This window comes from Mesorhizobium sp. CAU 1732 (assembly GCF_039888675.1).
Lineage (GTDB): Bacteria > Pseudomonadota > Alphaproteobacteria > Rhizobiales > Rhizobiaceae > Aerobium.
Map to the genome: position 1 here is coordinate 463,535 of NZ_JBDQQR010000001.1, position 18,042 is coordinate 481,576.

The window sequence follows — 18,042 nt, forward strand, 5'->3', positions numbered from 1 at the left end:
TTGGGCAGGGCAGAGGGGGGCAACGTAGCGCGCTGTCTCCTGCAGCCAGGGGTCTAGTTCATGCTCCCCCAGGAGATCATCCGCAAGAAACGCGACGGCCAGCAGCTCTCGGCGGGCGAGATCGCGGAATTCGTATCCGGCCTCACGTCGGGCGCGTTTTCGGAAGGTCATGTGGCGGCGCTTGCCATGGCGGTCTTCCTCAATGGAATGACCCGCGAGGAAGCCGTCGCGCTGACGCTCTCGATGCGCGATTCCGGCACCGTGCTAGACTGGTCGGACCTGCCCGGCCCGGTCACAGACAAGCATTCGACCGGCGGCGTCGGCGACAATGTCTCGCTGATGCTCGCGCCGATCGTGGCTGCTTGCGGCGCCTATGTGCCGATGATCTCCGGGCGCGGCCTTGGCCATACGGGCGGCACGCTCGACAAGATGGACGCGATCCCCGGCTATGTCAGCCAGCCCGACAAGGCGCTGTTCCGCAAGGTCGTGCGCGAGGTGGGCTGCGCCATCATCGGCCAGACGGCCGATCTCGCGCCGGCGGACAAGCGCTTCTACGCGATCCGCGACGTGACGGGCACGGTGGAATCGATCCCGCTCATCACCGCGTCCATCCTGTCGAAGAAACTCGCAGCCGGCCTTCAATCGCTGGTGTTGGACGTCAAGGCCGGTAACGGCGCCTTCATGGCGACGGCCAAATCGGCAGCCTCCCTCGCGCAGAGCCTCGTCGAGGTCTCCAATGGCGCAGGACTGCCGACGACGGCACTCATCACCGACATGAACCAGCCGCTCGCCAGCGCCGCCGGCAATGCGGTGGAGGTTGCGAACGCGGTCGATTTCCTGACCGGGCGTCGTCGTGATCGCCGCCTCGAGGATGTGACGCTGGCCCTTGCGGCCGAGATGCTCTTGTCGTCCGGTTTGGCATCGACGCATCAGGAGGCGACCGCGCGCGCGGCCGACGCGTTGTCGAGCGGGCGAGCCGCCGACCGTTTTGGCCGCATGGTCGCTGAACTCAGTGGCCCGCGCGATTTCGTCGAGCGATCCGAGACCTATCTTCCCGAGGCGAAGTTCGTGATCGACGTGAAGTCCCGATTCGACGGTTACGTCACCGCGATCCAGTCGCGCGACATCGGCATTGCCGTTGTGTCGCTGGGCGGAGGGCGCACGAAGCCGGACGACCGGATCGATCATTCGGTCGGCATCACCGGCCTGTTCCCTATCGGCGCCCAAGTCTCGAAGGGCGATGTGCTGGCGCAGGTCCATGCATCGAGCAAGGATGCAGCCGAGGAGGCCGCACGGCACATCATCGCCGCCTATACGCTCGGCAATGCCAAGCCGCGCACGCCGCGCCCGGTCATCCGCCGCATCACGTCTTCTCCGAAATAGGCAAAACGCTAAACCAATTGGTTGACAAATGAGTCGTCGCCTAATAACTAAACCATATGGTTGAGCAAGAGCCCGCACATCTCGATGCCGTCTTTCACGCGTTGTCCGACAGAACCCGCCGCGCCATGCTGCGCGATCTGTCTGCCGGAGAACGCAGCATCGGCGAACTTGCAGCCCCTTTCGCGATGAGTTTCGCGGGCGCGTCCAAACATGTCAGGGTTCTGGAAACGGCCGGGCTGGTGCGCCGCGAGGTGCGGGGCCGCACGCACCACTGCCGGCTCGATGCCGCGCGTCTCGCCGAGGCCGAGGCGTGGCTGCGGCACTATGAGCGTTTCTGGACCGGCAAACTCGACGCGCTCGACGCCCTGCTTAGGGCCGAGGATGCCGCCAGCCAGAACGAAGGATCGAGGACATGACCGCACCACAGACCCGCTCTCTCGTTATCACACGGCGCTTCGATGCGTCGGCCGAACGCGTGTTCGACGCCTGGCTGGACCCGGCCACGGCGCGGCGCTGGCTGTTCTCGGGAGAGGGCGGCGAGATGGTGCGGGCCGAAGTTGATGCGCGCGTCGGCGGCCGGTTCACCTTTACGGACCGCCGCGATGGGCAGGATGTCGAACATGTCGGCGAATATCTCGAGATCGACCGCCCGTCGCGCCTCGTCTTCACCTTCGCCGTGCCGCTTTACAGCGAACAGTACGATCTTGTGACGATCGATATCCGCCGCCTCGACAAGGGCTGCGAATTGACGCTCACCAACGAGATGTCGCCGGAAATCTTCGAGGAATGGGGCGAGCAGACCCGCGGTGGCTGGACGAAGATGCTCGGTGCGCTCGACGCTTTGCTGGCCTGAGGAGTGCGATGATGCCCGATAGAAATTCCGATGGACAAGGCAGGATCGTCGAGCGTGGAACGGTGCGCATCGAGCGCCTTCTGCCCGGCCCTGCCGACCGCGTCTGGACCTATCTGACGCAATCGCAGATGCGCCGGCAATGGCTGGCCGTTGGTGAGATGGAACCGCGCGTCGGCGGCAGGGTCGAACACCTCTTCCGTCATGCGGAACTGTCGGCGGAACCCACGCCGGAACGCTATCGCAAGTTCGACGACAGTCCGGCCATGTTCGGTGAAGTCACCCAATGGGACCCGCCGCGGGTGCTCGCCTATACATGGCCGGGCGACGACGGATCGAGCGAGGTGACGTTCGAGCTCTTTCCCGAACAGGGCGAGGTCCTGCTGATCCTCACCCACCGCAGGCTCCCCGACACCGGGACGATGGTCAGCGTCGCGAGCGGCTGGGATTCCCATGTCGGCATCTTGATCGACCGGCTCAAGGGCACGGAACCGCGCGGGTTCTGGTCGACGCATGAGCGGCTCGAACAGCGCTATCTCGAGACGTTCGCGGCCACGACTGCTGATGGGACTAAGCCTGAGCATGTGGTGAGGCTGGAGCGTGTGTTCGACGCATCGCCCGAGGCGCTCTACGCGGCATGGACGGATCTCGACCTCATGCGGCGTTGGCTCGGGCGATCGGTTGACGCGGATGTCCGGGTGGGCGGGCGCTTCCGCATCGAAAGCGACGGCGACGAGGGCGAAGTCTATATCCACAGCGGCGAATATCTCGCGCTTGAGCCGGGAAAGCTCGTCAAGCAGACCTTTGTCGCCGAGGGGCACGATCCCTACCCATACGCCGACGAGTTCATCGCAATCTCGTTTCGCGCCTTGCCTGACGGAGACACGCAGTTGACGCTTGTCAACGGATGGAATGGCGACGGACCGGGCGAGGATGGCGCCGAACTGGTTCGGCAAGGCTGGACGCTGTGGCTCGATCTGCTCGACGGCATGTTCGAACGAAGCCCTGAACTGAGGAGAACAACATGAGCACGACGTTTTCGGGCGGACGCAACATCGCGATGAAGGTGCCGCCGCATCAGTATGATGAAACGGTGCGCTTCTATCGCCACGTCATCGGCCTCGAACCGGTGAGGGGGCACGAGCCTGCGATCGGCTTCGTCTTCGGTGCGAACCAGCTCTGGATCGACCGCGCGCCCGGCATGAGCCAGGCCGAGCTCTGGCTGGAGATCGTCACCGACGACAAGGATGCAGCCGCCGATCATCTGAAGGCCGAAGGCGTCGTGCGCTGCGACGAGATCGAGCCGCTCGGACCGGATTTTCGCGGCTTCTGGGTGTCCAGCCCGGCGTCGATCATCCACCTCGTCGACGAGAAAGCCGGCGCGTGGTGAGGCAGTTCAAGGAGGAACACCGATGATACGCTGCAATCTGTCGTCCGTCATGGTGCTCGACCAGCAGGTGGCCGAGGACTTTTATGTCGGAAAGCTGGGCTTCGTGAAGAAGCATGACATCCCGGCCGGCGGCGCGCGCTGGCTGACGGTGCAGGCCCCCGACGGCTCCGGTGTCGAGCTTCTGCTGGAACCGGCGGGAATGGATTTTGCCCGCGAATATCAGAAGACGCTGTACGAAAAGGGCATTCCGCTCACGCAACTCGGCTGCGATGATGTGAAGGCCGAATATGCGCGATTGACCAAGCTCGGCGTCGCGTTTCGCGGCGAGCCCGCTACGCCGGGACCGGGTGTCCCGCTGATGGCGACGCTCGAAGATGGCTGCGGAAACCTGATCCTGCTGGTCGAGGGTTGATCGCTATTCGCCTGCCAGCCGCCGGTAGTGAACCAGCGCGGCATCCCTGAAATTGCCGCGGGCGGTTTCGCGAAAGCCGAGGCGGGATGCCAGCCGCATGGACGCGGTGTTGCGCGCGTCGATGACACAGCTTTGCGGCGTTTCATAATGGTTTCTATCGGCCCAGTCGAGCGCTGCACGCATCGCTTCGCCGGCCAGCCCTTTGCCCTGTGCTGATGGGAGCAGTGCCCAGCCGGCTTCGCTGGTCCCGTCGAGCGAGGGTTCGATGACGCGTTTGACGTCCATCAGTCCAGCTTCGCCGATCAGTCGGCCGGTCTGCCTGTCTTCGATGATCCAGAAGCCGTAGCCGATTATCTCCCACATGCCGCGAAACCGCATGATGCGACCCCAGCAATCCTGCCGGTCCAGCGGCTTGCCGGAAATGAACCTGACCACATCGTCCTGCGACCAGAGACATGTGTAGTCGGCAAGGTCCTCGGTGCGATGTTCGCGGAGTATGAGGCGCTCGGTTTCGAGAACCGGGATTCGGCTTGGCCTGCCCTGAAAATTCATCCAAGGCGCTCGGCAATCAATGCCGCCAGCTTTTCTGCGACATCCGTCTTGGACATCTCCGGCCAGAGTTCCGCACCCGCTTCCGACACGATCGTCACCCGGTTGCGATCGCCGCCCATCACGCCCGACGCATTGATGCCGCTGTCGTGGGAGACGTCGTTGGCGACGATGATGTCGGCGCCCTTGCGGGCGAGCTTGGCCTTCGCATGATCGGTCACGGCCTGCGTTTCGGCGGCGAAGCCGATCACCAGCTTTGGCCGCTGCACATGATGTCCGATCGTGGCGAGGATGTCCGGGTTTTCGATCATCTGGAGCGCGGGCGGTCCCTTGCCCGCCTCCTTCTTGATCTTTTCGCCGCTCTCGCCATCCGTGCGCCAGTCCGCGACCGCCGCCACGAAGACGCCTGCATCGGCTGGAAGCTGGGCCTCGACGGCATCTTTCATCTGGCGCGCCGTATCCACGTGGATCGTCGTGACGCCGGCCGGATCGGCGATCGAAACCGGGCCGGAGACAAGGCGTACATCCGCGCCAAGCCGCGCCAGCGCCGCAGCGATCGCGTGTCCCTGCTTGCCCGAGGAACGGTTGGCGATGTAGCGCACCGGGTCGATCGGCTCGTGCGTCGGTCCCGACGTCATGACGATCCGTTTGCCGGCCAGCGGCTTCGGGCGATCGTCGAGCAGCGTCTCGATCGCCGCGACGATCTCCAGCGGTTCGGCCATGCGGCCTTCGCCTGCCTCGCCGCTCTCGGCCATCTCGCCGCGCTTCGGGCCGACGAACCGGATGCCGTCGGCCTTCAGCGTCTCTCGATTGCGCCGCGTTGCCGCATGGTCCCACATGCGCGGGTTCATGGCCGGCGCGATCAGCACCTGCTTGTCGGTCGCCATCAGCACGGTCGAGGCGAGGTCGTTGGCAAGCCCGTTGGCCATCTTGGCCATCAGATCGGCGGTTGCCGGCGCGACGACGACGAGATCGGCCTCACGCGACAGCCGGATATGGCCGATGTCGTGCTCGTCCTGCCGGTCGAACAGATCGCCGAAGACGTGGTCCGCGGACACCGCTCCGACCGCGAGCGGCGTGACGAACTCCTTCGCCGCGTTCGTCATCACGCACCGCACCGAGGCCCCACGCTCGCGCAGCCGTCGGATGAGATCGAGACACTTGTAGGCCGCGATGCCGCCACCGATGATCAGGAGTATGCGCTTGCCGGAAAGGGTCATGCGGTAGGCCCGTCTTCAGCGCCGGCTTCAGCGCCGGCTCGATGTCGGTATGAATGAAATCGTCGCCTTTGAACAGCGGTGACAGGTCATGCGAACCTCCAATGACCGGGCGGCGACGGAATCGTGAGGGATAAAAATGCCGGACTTTTCGAGACCGATCGCGTCGTTCTCGTGTCGTTGCATTCTCCATGGCCGGAGATTTATTGCTACAAAGACATCGAAATCCGCGGCCACTGCCGCCGTTGGCTCGACGATATGACGGCACGCGCGACGGTTCCAGCCTGCTCTGCGGATATTCTGAACCGCATCGAGCGACCACTCTCGATGCCTGGCGACCGGTAGAAGCCGAGGGGCATCCGGGGCGCTGCGATAGGCCAATCCGCCCGGTTATGGTAGCCAGTCGATTTACGAATCACAGGGAGTACAAACCGTGAGCGAGCCGACCGTGACTGAAGCGACCGACAACATTTATGCGTCGCTCCAATCAAACAATGCTGACATCGACGAGCATATAATGACCCTCAAGCGGGCACTGGCGCGCGAGGGTGCCAAAGATGCGGTTTTCGACCCGACCAAGCTGGCGCAAAACAATCGTTCGGGACGCAAGACGATGCAGGCCTATTTCAGACAGCGCGGTGTGATCGTGAAGTTTTCAGCCTAGCAGGATCACTTACGGTGTCGAAAACCGGACGTCGATTTTCGTCCGCCTCTTGCGGACTGGCCGCTTTCCACCGGTGACTTGAGTCGTAACGGCGGGGACAGAGATGCTCGAAACCTCCCTCTACGGTCCGGTGAAGGCTTTTCTGCAAGATCTGGGCTTTGTGGTCAAAGGCGAGATCGGTGGATGCGATCTCCTGGCGCTGAGCGAGGACTCCCCGCCGATTGTCGTCATCTGCGAGCTGAAACTGAAGTTCAATCTCGAACTCGTCCTGCAAGGGGTGGACCGGATGGCAGCCAGCGACGAGGTCTGGCTGGCCGCATGCATGTCGGCTCGCGGCAAAGGCCGCGAAAGCGATGCGCGGTTCCGCAACCTCTGCCGCCGCCTCGGCTTCGGTCTCCTGGGCGTCTATCCCAACGGCAAGGTCGACGTGCTGCTGAGACCAACGGCGTTGACGCCGCGCCGGGACCCCAAGCGCCGATCGAGACTGATCGATGAACACCGGCGGCGGCAGGGCGATCCCGTGGCCGGCGGTGGCTCGCGCAATCCCATCATGACCGCATATCGCCAGGAAGCGCTGACATGCGCGGCTGCTCTCGCGGATGGCCGAAAGCGGCCGCGAGATCTGAAGCCCGCCAGCCCCAACGCGTCGAAGATATTGCAACGCAACGTCTATGGCTGGTTCATAAGGGCCGACCGTGGAATCTACGACCTGACCGATACGGGCCGCGAAGCACTGATACGCTGGCCCCAGCAGCGACTCGTCTCCGACGGTGCCGAGTAGAGCGCCACCCGCGCTTTTCCTCGTAAACCCGACATGCGTATTTTGCGATGCGGGATGATTTTGTGCATTGCAATATCCGACGCAGCCGCTATCATGAGTTTGTCGGCCATCTACTCCTCCCAGATGCGATGCCGACCTTGAATGCGGTGCACCTCCTCCCGCGCCGTTTTCGAAATCGAGCCCGCTGCCACCTCCTCCCGGCAGCGGGCTTTTTCGTTTCAGCGGTAGCGCACTGATGGGCGTTCAGCGGGACCTTGCTGCGTGCGCGCCTGTCCAGCCTCAAGGTCAGGGCTGCAGTGCGGCCTCGACAAGCTTGGTTGCACCGGACAGGTCCCCCAGCTTCTCGCCGGCCTCGATGCGGGGGCGGTTGCGGTTGGCGCGCGCCTGCCGCGCGGCGCCCTCTTCGAGCACCTCCGCCGCCTCGTCGGGCGGGAGGACGAGAACGCCGCAATTGTCGAGAACCACGACATCGCCGGGCAGGACTGGCACGTCGCCGCACGAGACGGGTTTGTTGAGGCTGCCGCCCAGATCGTTCAGCCGTGTCGTGATCCCCGACACGCCGGTGCAGAAAACCGGCAGGCCGACCTCGATGATTTCTTCGGCGTCTGTGCAGGGACCGTCCAGGACGACGGCAATCGCGCCTGCCACCTTCGCCGCGAACGCCACCCCGCCACCGAGGCAGGCATGGCGTGTATCGCCGAGCCGGTCGATAACGAGCACGTCCCCCGGCTCGATTATCGACATGGCATGATGCAGCAGCGTGGAGTCCGTGCCCGGGATGGCCACGGTAACCGCCGTGCCGACCAGGGTGCCGGGAAGGGGAGTGATCGGACGCAGCCGGTTGCTGACGAAGCCGCGATGGCGGAAATGGCCGATGGTCGCGATCTCGACCGCGCCAAAACCCTCGATGAGGGCGGGGTCGATACGCTTCGGTGTCGCGCCGATGTGGTATTTCTTCATGACGTGTTTCCTTGGCGCCCGGGTGCTTGCGGCGTTTTGGCGGTGCCCTGCCAGTCGCGCCCGGGCACGGCGGCGAGCAGTTCGTGGGTATACGCTTCGCGCTGGTTGGCAAACAGGTCGGCCGGTTCCGCCTGTTCCACGATCTTGCCTTGCCGCATCACCGCGATCCGGTCGCAGATCCGCGAGGCCACCCGCAAATCATGCGTGATGAAGAGCATTCCGAACTTCAACCGCTCCTGCATCGCGGCCAGAAGATCGAGTATCTGCGCCTGCACCGATACGTCGAGTGCCGAAACGCTTTCGTCCGCGATCAGGAGTTCCGGCTCAACCGCGAGTGCGCGGGCGATACAGACGCGCTGCCGTTGCCCGCCGGAGAATTCATGCGGGAAACGGTCTGCGCTGGATCGATCGAGGCCGACAGCTTCCAGAAGATCGAGCGCCCTCTGATGCGCCTCCTTGCGCGACAGGCCATGGATGATCGGCCCCTCGGCAATGGCCGAACCGGCCGTCTGTCTGGGGTCGAGCGCGGTGTAGGGATCCTGGAAGACGATCTGGACGCGGCGGCGCGCGGCGCGCAGGGCCGCACCGCTCAGGTTGGAAAACGTACCGCCGGAGATCGTCAGGTCGCCGCTGTCCGGTTCGACCAGCCGGATCACGCATTGCGCGAGCGTTGTCTTGCCGGAACCGCTTTCCCCCACCAGTCCGACCGTTTCGCCGCGCCGGATGGAGAGGTCGACATGATCGACTGCACGCACCTCCCGGTTCGCCCCGAGGATGCTGCGGGTGCTGAACAGCTTCGTGATGCCGGTAGCGCTCAGCACGGTCTCACCCAGGCCTGGGCGCGCGTGTCTCGGCTCCAGCTTGGGAACCGCCGCGAGCAGCGTCTTCGTATAGTCCGCCTGAGGATTGGCAAGAACGTCCTTCGCCGGGCCGATCTCGACCAACTTACCGTGCCGCATCACGGCGACTCTGTCGGCGATCTCGGCCACCACGCCGAAATCGTGGGTGATGAAAAGAATGCCGGTGCCGTGCCGTTCGCGCAGGTCCAGCATCAGTTTCAGGATTTGCGCCTGCGTGGTCACGTCCAGTGCCGTGGTCGGCTCGTCGGCGATCAGCAGCGAGGGATCGAGCGCCAGCGCCGACGCGATCATCACGCGCTGACACTGTCCGCCGGAAAGCTGATGCGGGTAGGCGCGATAAATTTCGTCCGGGTCTGGCAGGCGCACTTCGCGAAAGAGTTCGATCACCCGCTTCCTGATGTCGGCCGCGCTCAAGGTCGTATGGAGACGGAAGGTTTCGGAGACCTGTTCTCCCACGCGATAGATCGGATTGAGCGCCGCGATCGGCTCCTGAAAAATCATCGCCAGCCGGCTGCCCGCCATCTTGCGGCGCACCGATGCAGGGAGTTTCAAAAGGTCTGCGCCTTCGAAGAGAACCTGTCCCCTGGCGCGCGGCAGATTGGGCGGCAGCAGCCCCATCGTCGCCATGGCGGTGAGCGACTTGCCGGATCCGGTTTCGCCGACGATGCACAGGATTTCTCCCTTTGCGATCGAAAGGGAAAGGTCTTCGACCGCATAGTCCCGGTCGGCGCCCGCAGGCAGGCCGACGAACAGATTTTGGATATCCAGCAGCGGAGAGCTCATCCGGTTGCCTCGGCTTGCGCGGTTGTGAACGGGTCGCGCGGATCGCAGCGGCGCATATGCGCGACGAAGCGCGCGACGAAATCGGTGACGTGTTCGAAGATGCGGCGGCCGGCCTCGGCGGATGCAAGTCGCGCGTCGCCGCCCAGCATTCCGTCGGCATTGACCTCATGCGCATCGAGCGGAAGGTTTACCTGCACGCCCTCGAACTTCACCCCGGCTGCCGTCGTATCTTTCAGGCCGAATGCGGCAGCCGCCGTCGAGGGCCGGATCAAATCCGGGCGCATCTTCTCGGGGTAGAGATGAAGCGCCAGCGATGTGAGCGGGTCGGCGCCGTGTCCTCTGGCCAGCGCGGCACCGGCGCCGTGGATTTCGGTCCAGAGACTATCGGGGATCGAGCGCCACAGATCGATCGAGGCGACAGCCACCCCGCGCTCGCGGCGCATTTTTCGCTGGACCTGGTCGATCAGGCTGGAGTTGGTCGTGTGGCCATTGAGAATGACCAGCCGTTCAACGCCATGGTCCAGGAATGAGACCAGCATATCCTCGACCAGTGCGGTGAAGGTCGGCGCGCGCAACTGGATGCCGCCCGGAAACCCCCGAAAGAACTCCGCATAGCCGAATGGCATGCAAGGCGCCACGATAGCGCCGGAAAGCTCGGCGGCCCGACAGGCGACCGCTTCGGCCAGCATGTAGTCACCCATCGGGGCATGCGGGCCTTGCTCCTCCTGACTGCCGAACGGCAGAAGGATGACGGTGTCCGGAGAGAGACGATCGCGGAACTCCGCAACCGTCATGTCCTTGAGGGCGTACTTCAAGTGTCGCCTTTCCGCGTTCACAGGCTGACGTAGTCGCCGAAGATGCGCATCTCGCCATCCGGGCGCGGCACGAACTCGATGTCGGCGCGGTGAGCCCAGTTGTAGACGCTCTTCCACATATAGTAGCCGGGCGTGACGTCCTGCCATGCCTGCGACAGCTTGAGATAAGCGGCATGGCGGGTCTCGAAATCGGTCGCTTCCTCGAATTCCTTGCCGGCCGCGAGGTATTCCGGCGTCGGGTCCCAGGTCTTCCAATGTGCCGTCGAACGGCTCGCGGTCGGGCCCCAGTCGAGCCAGAGCGGCTGGTACGGATCGCCGGGTATGAAGTCGGTCGACATCGACATGTTCATCAGGTGATAGGGCCGGGTGTAGACCAGTTCGAAATTGTCGAGGATGACGGCTTGCACGTTGACGCCGACCTGGCGCCACATCTCGACCATGATCTCCGCGGCCGCCTCGTAGTTCGGATAGAACGATCGGGTGATATGCCAGCGCAGCACCTGACCATCATAGCCCGATTGTTCGATGAGCGCGCGCGCGGCTTCCGGGTCGAAGGGAAGCGGGTTGGGCATGTCGGCATCGTAGAAGTCGCCATATTCCGGAAAATTGAATGGCACCGCCGGGTGAAAGGTCGTGTCGCCGAACAGGGCCTGCACGATTGCATCCATGTCGATTGCCTGGACCATGCCCTTGCGCAGATTGACGTCGACGAGAGGATTGTCCTCGGGATCGGCCCGCGTGTTGAAGGCGAAAGCAGGATAGTTGCCTGCCAGCGCACGCGCGAGGGTCACGTTGTCGTAGCCTTCGAGCTGGGCTTCCTGATCGGTCGGGATGTTGGCGATGAAATCGAACTCTCCCGACACGAGACCGGCCATACGGCCCGCGAACTCCGGCACGATCCGCCAGATGACCTTTTGTGCCGGTGGCGGGCCGTCGAAATAGTCGTCGAACGCCTCCATCTCCAGCACCTCGCCGGAACGGAAGGTGGTGACGCGATAGGGGCCGGTTCCGATCGGCGCCTGCCCGAACGCGTCGACACCGACGTCGAGATAGTGCTTCTTCGGCACGACGAAGCCGATATAGCCGGTGAGCTTGCCGGGGATGTAGGGGTCTTCCCGTTCGGTCTCGATCTCGACGGTCAGATCGTCGATTGCCTCGACGCGAACGAAGCCTGCGGTGAAGGTCTTGCCGCGTGGTTCGAATGGCTGGTCGCCCCACAGACGCTCCGGCCCGAGCGTGAAGGCAACGTCCTCGGCGGTCATGGTCTCGCCATTGTGGAACTTGACGCCCTCGCGCAATTTCAGTGTCCAGACATTGCCGACCTGGTTCCATTCGGTCGCCAGCCCCGGAAGCAGGATCAGGCCCTCCGGATCGTTGATGTAGTCGCGCTCGACCAGATGCGAATAGATGTTGGGAAAGAACCGGCGCGTGGTCGTCGCTATGCCGTTGATCGTATTGATATTGGCCCAGAGATTATCCACCGCGACGGTTATTGTCGGCCGCGATTGGGCGAAAACCTTGCTTGCCGGCATGGCCAGCGCGAGGCCCGCGCCGACCGAGTACTTTCCGAAAGTTCGTCTGGTGATCATCAGTCCGCTTCCTTCTCCAGTGTATCGTCAGGCTTTCCGTGTCTTGAGCATTGGATCCATCCGATCGCGCAGTGCATCGCCGAGGATCGACATCGACAGGGTGATCAGAAAAATCAGCACGCCCGGCCAGACCGAAATCCACCAGGCCGTCGACAGGTAGTCCCGCCCGTCACCCAGGATCTGGCCGAGGCTGGTGTTCGGCGGCTGAATGCCGAGGCCGAGAAACGAGAGCGACGTTTCCAGAAGGATGATCTGCGGAAAGGTCAGCGTGACCTGCACGATCAACGCCGCCGCGACATTGGGCAGGACATGCTTCACGTAAAGCTGCAACGGATGGGCGCCCAATGCCACGATCGCCCGTGCATAGGGTTGGGATACTGCCGACAACACGACCCCGCGCGCCAGTCGCGCATACGTCTCCCAGCCGAACAGGCCCATCAGGATGACGAACAGCACCATCGAATTGCCGAAGAATGCAAGAAGCGTCAGCGCAATGAGAATGAACGGCAGAGACGCCTGGAAATCGACGACCATCATCAGCGATTCCTCGATCCAGCCGCGGAAATGCGCTGCGAGGAAACCGATGATCGTGCCGAACACGGCGCCGATCAACGTTCCGGCCAGAGCGACCGACAGCGACATCTGCAAGCCTGCGACCAGGCGGGCCACCATGTCGCGGCCGATACGGTCCGTTCCAAGCGGGTATTGCTCCGGGCCACCGAGAAAGGCGGGCGGTTTCAGGCGGTTCAGAAGATCCTGACTGGTCACCGCATGCGAGGTGAAGACATTGCCGAGCAGGGCCACAGCCACGACCGCAATCAGAACCAGCGCCGAAAGGATCACGATGATGGAGGGACGGTTCTTCATCACGCGCCTTTCCGGATGCGGGGATCGAGCAGGCCGTAGGTCAGGTCGACGAGAAGGTTGGCCAGGACCATGGTGGCCGCGATGACGAGCACCAGTCCCTGGACGAGCGCGAGGTCGCGCTGTGAAACCGCGGTCACGAGCAGACGCCCGATGCCGGGCCAAGCGAAGACCGTTTCCACCACGATCGCGCCTGCGATCAACTGCCCGAGATTGAGGCCGATGATCGTGACGATGGGAATGGCGGCATTCGGCAAGGCGTGGAACAGGATACGTTTCAGCGCCGGCACCCCCTTCGCGGCGGCGGCGCGCATATACGGCTTTTCCAGAACCTCGAGCATCGCCGAGCGCGTAAAGCGCGCCAGCGTTCCCGCGGTGAACGTTCCCAGCGTCACGGCAGGCATGATGAAGTGCCAGATCGTGCTGGCTCCTGATGACGGCAACACCTGCAGCATCAGGGAGAAAAAGAGGATCATCAAAATGCCGAGAAAGAAATTCGGCAGGGCAAATCCGAACACCGCGAAGGCCATGATCGCGCGATCCGCGAATTTGCCCCGGCGCAGTGCCGCTATGATGCCTGCGGGGATGCCGACCAGTGCGGCCAGGGCATAGGCGACGACACCGAGGCTGAGCGTCGCGGGCAGCCGTTCCAGAATGATGTCCATCACCGGGCGGTGATCGCGCAACGAGTCGCCGAACTGACCGGTGGCCATCTGCGCCACATAGTGCAGATATTGAACGATCAAGGGCTGATCGAGGCCCCATTGCCGGCGGAACTGCTCGATCTCGTCAGGCATGGCGTCACCGCCCAGAAGGGCCACGACCGGATCGCCGGATGTTCTCAGAACGATGAAGGTGAACGTTACCACGAGCCAGAGCGTCAGCACGGTGCGCAGTAATTTGATCAACCAGAAGCGAGCCATCGTGCAGACGGTTCCGATGTTTGTCGGCTATGGGGAGCGAAACATGCGAATTAATCGAGATCAACTAGCAAATGGCCGATCATTTGATATGTTTTCCATATGAATACCGGGATCGATCTGCGTCAGCTCCGCTATTTCGTCTGCCTCGCAGAGGAGCTCCATTTCGGGCGCGCGGCGGAGCGACTTGGCATGGCGCAAGCCCCGCTGAGCCAGCAGATCAGGCAGATGGAGGAGCGGATTGGCGTGCCGCTGTTCCACCGCACCACGAGGCGCACGCGGTTGACCGCGGCGGGGCAGACTTTGCTGCGCCATGCGCGCGAACTTCTCGATTCCGCCGACAGGGCGGTGGCGCATGCGCGCGCCATGGCAGGGGAGACCACCGGGCGTATCAGAGTGGCCGGAGTGAACGTCGCGCTGACCCACGTAATCCCGCCGGTGCTTGCCGAGTTTCGCAGGCTGTGGCCGGCGGTCATCGTCGACGTCACGCCGCTCGGCACTGGCGAACAGTTGCGGACTCTGGAGACCGGTGAGATCAACATCGCCTTCATCCGTCCGACCGAGCGCGCGGCCCATATGCAACTGGAGACCATCTTGAGCGAAGGCTTCGTCGCCGCTCTTCCGCGCGGTCACAGGCTGGCTGAAAAATCGGAAATCGCGTTGCAGGATTTCGTCGGAGAGGCGCTGATCGGCTATGCACCGATCCTTGGCGCCAACTACGCCACCATCATGATGACCGCGCTCAGGAAAGCCGGTCTTCAGGCGCGTGTCGTGCAGGAATGCACGCATACCATGGCGGTTGCGACACAGGTGGCCTCGGGGCTGGGTGTGGCGATCATGCCGTCATGGATCGCCAATATCCGCTCGCCCTACCTCGAGTTCCGCCCGGTCCCCGAACTGCCGCGCGCCATCGACCTCGTCGTCGCCTGGCCGACAGGCGAGACGTCGCCCATCGTCCGCGACTTCATCGACACCACGCGGCGTGTCGCCGCTGATCTCGCGCCAGATTTCGGACGTCATTACGCTTCTTTTGAAACGCCGTGACCGTCAGACGAGTATGTCGATCGGATTGGGCTCCTTGCCGTCGGCGATCGCTTTCAGATTGCCGAGCATCCGACTGATGGACGGCGCAAAGCTGTCTGCCGACATTGCACCGACATGAGGTGTCGTTATGACCCCGTCCAGCCCGATCAGGGGATTGCCGGGTTGCAGAGGTTCGACTGCGAAGACGTCAACGCCGGCGCCGCGCAGCCGTCCCTCACGGATCGCCTCGGCGACGTCCTCTTCGTTCATGACGCCACCCCGCGCGGCGTTGACCAGGATCGCGTCCGGCCGCATCAGCGCGAGCGTCTCCCGGTTGATCAGATTGCGCGTCGATGCGTTCAGTTCGCAGTTCAGCGTGACCACGTCCGACGTCCGCAACAAGTCTTCCAGCGGCGCGAAGCTGGCGCCTGCGTCCGCTTCTTCGGCGGCATCCAGCGGAACGCGCTTGGTGTAGAGTACCTTGCAATCGAAGCCCCTGAGAAGCTTGGCCAGGGCCTTGCCGATATAGCCCATGCCGATGATCCCCACCGTCTTGCCCGACAGCCGCATCGACGTCGGCGAAAGCTCGCCCTTGCGCCACTTGCCGTCGAGGATGCCGACATGGCCGCGCACGAGATTCCGATTCACGGCAAGGATCAGGCCCAGGGTCGTCTCCGCGACCGCGATGGCATTCGAACCGGTCGTGCGCAAGACGCGAACATTGTGCTGTCGGGCGGCATCCAGATCGATGTTGTCGTAGCCGACCCCCCATTTGTGGATTGCGCGCAGGCCCTCGACCGCCATCATCTCGCTGGTCACCGGAACATCGCCGGTGATGCCGAAGGCCGCTCCCGACAGCGCCGCGATCTGATCCCCGGGATCGCGCGAGGTCGTCGTCGTTATCTCCCATCCCTGCGGCAAATAGGGGCGGATGCGGTCCAGCCTGTCGGTACCCGAAGGATCGAGCATTACAACCCGCATGATATGAACTCCGTCTTCCCGGGGCATGTCTCTAAAAGTGGGAATTGGTATAAAGACATACGTAAAAAACAAAGACCTGAAGCGTAGGCGGATCCGAAGGATCGCGACACGCTTTAGATGTGAAAACGCACGCCGGGGCGCGCAAGCCCTCCGCCCTGCGCCATGACCGTTCCGTCGGCGCGCCAGCAGGCTGCCCCGGTCATGATTGCGTCGTCCCCGAAGGCGATGGCGTTCATGCCGCCGCCCACCGTCTTGACCAGTCGCACCTCGTAACCGAGACCTGTCAGCGCCGTTTCCATATGCGCATAGGCTGGTTCGAGCTCGATGTGATGGCCCTCCGTCCAGAGGCGGGGGGCCTCGACGGCTTGTTGCAGGCTCATGCCGTGATCGATGATGTTGAGGATCGCCTGCATGGCCGAGGGAAAGATGCGCACGCCGCCGGGCAATCCCAGCGCGAAGGCGGGCTTTCCGTCCTTCAGCACGATCATCGGCGCCATCGAGGTGGGCACCCTTTTTCCCGGCACGATCGACATCGCCTTGCCGGGCCGCGGATCGTAGTTGAACATGTAGTTGTTGGGGATGATGCCTGTTTCCGGCACCATGATCCGTGCGCCGAACAGCCCGTTGATCGTATGGGTGGCCGCGACGATGTTTCCGTCGCGGTCTGCGACCGTGACGTGAGTGGTGTCGCGGCTTTCCTGCGCTTGTGGACGCGGAGCGGATGGTCTTTTTCCGATCCGGTCGAGACACTGACGCGCATACTCCTTGGACGTATAGCGCTCGACCGGCACGTCGACGAAATCCGGATCGCCGGAAGCCGCCCGTCGATCCTCGAACCCGATGCTGATCACTTCCGCCAGAAGCCGGAGGCTTTCGACGCTGCCGAAGCCCATTGCGCGGATGTCGAAATTCTCCAGAATGTTCAGCATCTGCGTCACATGCACACCGGAGGACGCCGGCGGGGGCGGACCTGCGATCGTATGGCCGCGATAGCTGCCGAACACGGCCTCGCGCTCGACCGCGCTATAGCTTCGGAGGTCATCGAGAGTGAGAACGCTGGCGCCCGGCCCATCGGCGCGCAAGCGATCGATCAACGCCTCACCCAACGCCCCGCCGTGCAGGGCGGCCGCGCCCTGTGCCTGAACCAGTCTCAGGCTTTCCGCATAGGCACCCATCTTCATATGACTTCCGGGAACAGCGGGAGCTCCCTCAGGCACCATCATGCGCGCCATTTCGGGATCGGCGGAAAGGTCGGCCAGATGCTCGTTGATCGCACCGTTCAGATAGTGGCTTACGGTAAAGCCGCGTGAGGCGGCGCGGATCGCCGGCTCGACGACATCGGCAAAGGGCAGTTTGCCGTACTTCTCCTGCATCAGGCACCAGCCACGCAAATTGCCCGGCACCGCCACGGCCGACGGTCCGACGAGATTGCGGCGGTCCAGCGTGTCCATGTATTGGCCCGGCAAATCCGAAACGGGTGTGAACATCGTCGCGTCCATCGCGGCGCCCGCTGTCGACAATGCGTCCACGACCACATGCCGTCCGTCGGCGAGCCGGATATGCGATATGCCGCCGCCTGCAATGCCCACCATCATCGGCTCGACCACGGTGAGCGTCAGGAGCGCCGCCACTGCCGCATCGATGGCGTTGCCGCCGATCGCCAGCATCTCGTTTCCCGCGGCCGTCCCAAGCGGGGCATTCGTCACGACGACGCCCAGAGCGCCTGAAGCGGGGCGCTTTTCGCAGGTGAACGGCAAGTTTCCGATGGTCAAAAGCATCTCCTGTCATCTGACGCGTCGCGAGCCTGGACCGTCGATAGCGGGCCAACAGTCCCGCTGCAACCTCTGCAGGCGTCTCGCCCTGCCATATGACGAAGCCGGCCGATTGCCGCCGGCGATTGTATTCTGGAAACCGAGGGATGGCGTTCCTATCTTTGTGGTTGCGACGCTATTCACCGCACTCGCATTTCAAAAAACGCCAAGTGATCGATGGAGGAGACAC

Annotated in this window: 19 protein-coding genes; 9 read left to right on the forward strand and 10 right to left on the reverse strand. The window is 63.4% G+C overall.

The features are described 5' to 3' along the window. Positions 1-60 precede the first annotated feature (60 nt). From deoA to AAFN55_RS02465, 6 genes are read left to right on the forward strand one after another with little or no spacing between them, the layout of a single operon-like run. Positions 61-1,383 (forward strand): thymidine phosphorylase, encoded by a 1,323-nt coding sequence (gene deoA / locus AAFN55_RS02440; protein WP_347797296.1) that lies wholly within the window; start codon positions 61-63, stop codon positions 1,381-1,383. 56 nt (positions 1,384-1,439) lie between these two features. After that, complete coding sequence (locus AAFN55_RS02445) at positions 1,440-1,799, forward strand: metalloregulator ArsR/SmtB family transcription factor (protein WP_347797297.1); 360 nt, start codon at positions 1,440-1,442, stop codon at positions 1,797-1,799. Further along, positions 1,796-2,236, forward strand: coding sequence for an SRPBCC domain-containing protein (locus AAFN55_RS02450; protein WP_347797298.1), 441 nt, complete (start codon positions 1,796-1,798; stop codon positions 2,234-2,236). Before AAFN55_RS02445 ends, AAFN55_RS02450 begins: the two co-directional genes overlap by 4 nt. Positions 2,237-2,247: 11 nt before the next feature. Then, entirely contained in the window at positions 2,248-3,261 is a 1,014-nt protein-coding gene (locus AAFN55_RS02455) for an SRPBCC domain-containing protein (RefSeq protein ID WP_347797299.1), read from the forward strand. After that, the gene (locus AAFN55_RS02460; protein WP_347797300.1) at positions 3,258-3,623 is read left to right on the forward strand and encodes a hypothetical protein; all 366 of its coding nucleotides are present in this window, start codon (positions 3,258-3,260) and stop codon (positions 3,621-3,623) included. Before AAFN55_RS02455 ends, AAFN55_RS02460 begins: the two co-directional genes overlap by 4 nt. A 22-nt stretch (positions 3,624-3,645) precedes the next feature. Beyond that, positions 3,646-4,035 carry a VOC family protein gene (locus AAFN55_RS02465; protein WP_347797301.1) on the forward strand — a complete coding sequence of 130 codons (390 nt, stop codon included), beginning with the start codon at positions 3,646-3,648 and terminating at the stop codon, positions 4,033-4,035. Positions 4,036-4,038: 3 nt separating this feature from the next. On the opposite strand, the gene AAFN55_RS02470 is transcribed toward AAFN55_RS02465, so the two are convergent. Beyond that, positions 4,039-4,587 carry a GNAT family N-acetyltransferase gene (locus tag AAFN55_RS02470; protein ID WP_347797302.1) on the reverse strand — a complete coding sequence of 183 codons (549 nt, stop codon included), beginning with the start codon at positions 4,585-4,587 and terminating at the stop codon, positions 4,039-4,041. Continuing rightward, positions 4,584-5,804: a bifunctional phosphopantothenoylcysteine decarboxylase/phosphopantothenate--cysteine ligase CoaBC gene (coaBC, locus tag AAFN55_RS02475; RefSeq protein ID WP_347797303.1), complete on the reverse strand. Its 1,221-nt coding sequence runs from the start codon at positions 5,802-5,804 to the stop codon at positions 4,584-4,586. The genes AAFN55_RS02470 and coaBC overlap by 4 nt, the downstream gene beginning before the upstream one ends. A 430-nt stretch (positions 5,805-6,234) precedes the next feature. Between coaBC and AAFN55_RS02480 the strand changes: the two genes are divergently transcribed. Further along, positions 6,235-6,465 carry a hypothetical protein gene (locus AAFN55_RS02480; protein WP_347797304.1) on the forward strand — a complete coding sequence of 77 codons (231 nt, stop codon included), beginning with the start codon at positions 6,235-6,237 and terminating at the stop codon, positions 6,463-6,465. Between the two features lie 103 nt (positions 6,466-6,568). Further along, positions 6,569-7,246, forward strand: coding sequence for a DUF2161 family putative PD-(D/E)XK-type phosphodiesterase (locus AAFN55_RS02485; RefSeq protein ID WP_347797305.1), 678 nt, complete (start codon positions 6,569-6,571; stop codon positions 7,244-7,246). 285 nt (positions 7,247-7,531) lie between these two features. Here AAFN55_RS02485 and AAFN55_RS02490 read toward each other — a convergent pair whose 3' ends face one another. Genes AAFN55_RS02490 through AAFN55_RS02515 form a run of 6 tightly spaced genes read right to left on the reverse strand, consistent with a single transcriptional unit; the run spans position 7,532 to position 14,040 of the window. Continuing rightward, positions 7,532-8,206 carry an RraA family protein gene (locus AAFN55_RS02490; RefSeq protein ID WP_347797306.1) on the reverse strand — a complete coding sequence of 225 codons (675 nt, stop codon included), beginning with the start codon at positions 8,204-8,206 and terminating at the stop codon, positions 7,532-7,534. Then, positions 8,203-9,849, reverse strand: coding sequence for an ABC transporter ATP-binding protein (locus AAFN55_RS02495; protein ID WP_347797307.1), 1,647 nt, complete (start codon positions 9,847-9,849; stop codon positions 8,203-8,205). Before AAFN55_RS02495 ends, AAFN55_RS02490 begins: the two co-directional genes overlap by 4 nt. Beyond that, a complete protein-coding gene (locus AAFN55_RS02500) occupies positions 9,846-10,664 on the reverse strand; it encodes a creatininase family protein (RefSeq protein ID WP_347797308.1) in 819 nt (272 codons plus the stop codon). The genes AAFN55_RS02495 and AAFN55_RS02500 overlap by 4 nt, the downstream gene beginning before the upstream one ends. A gap of 17 nt (positions 10,665-10,681) precedes the next feature. Further along, complete coding sequence (locus tag AAFN55_RS02505) at positions 10,682-12,253, reverse strand: ABC transporter substrate-binding protein (RefSeq protein ID WP_347797309.1); 1,572 nt, start codon at positions 12,251-12,253, stop codon at positions 10,682-10,684. A 27-nt stretch (positions 12,254-12,280) separates the two neighbouring features. Continuing rightward, positions 12,281-13,120, reverse strand: coding sequence for an ABC transporter permease (locus AAFN55_RS02510; protein ID WP_347797310.1), 840 nt, complete (start codon positions 13,118-13,120; stop codon positions 12,281-12,283). Then, positions 13,120-14,040 carry an ABC transporter permease gene (locus AAFN55_RS02515; RefSeq protein WP_347797311.1) on the reverse strand — a complete coding sequence of 307 codons (921 nt, stop codon included), beginning with the start codon at positions 14,038-14,040 and terminating at the stop codon, positions 13,120-13,122. Before AAFN55_RS02515 ends, AAFN55_RS02510 begins: the two co-directional genes overlap by 1 nt. A gap of 99 nt (positions 14,041-14,139) precedes the next feature. Here AAFN55_RS02515 and AAFN55_RS02520 point away from each other — a divergent pair, with 99 nt between their 5' ends. Next, complete coding sequence (locus tag AAFN55_RS02520; protein ID WP_347797312.1) at positions 14,140-15,081, forward strand: LysR substrate-binding domain-containing protein; 942 nt, start codon at positions 14,140-14,142, stop codon at positions 15,079-15,081. Positions 15,082-15,084: 3 nt separating this feature from the next. Here AAFN55_RS02520 and AAFN55_RS02525 read toward each other — a convergent pair whose 3' ends face one another. Next, positions 15,085-16,041, reverse strand: a complete 957-nt coding sequence (locus AAFN55_RS02525; RefSeq protein WP_347797313.1) for a 2-hydroxyacid dehydrogenase — start codon at positions 16,039-16,041, stop codon at positions 15,085-15,087. 113 nt (positions 16,042-16,154) lie between these two features. Beyond that, entirely contained in the window at positions 16,155-17,819 is a 1,665-nt protein-coding gene (gene ggt / locus AAFN55_RS02530; RefSeq protein WP_347797314.1) for a gamma-glutamyltransferase, read from the reverse strand. Positions 17,820-18,042: the final 223 nt, after the last annotated feature.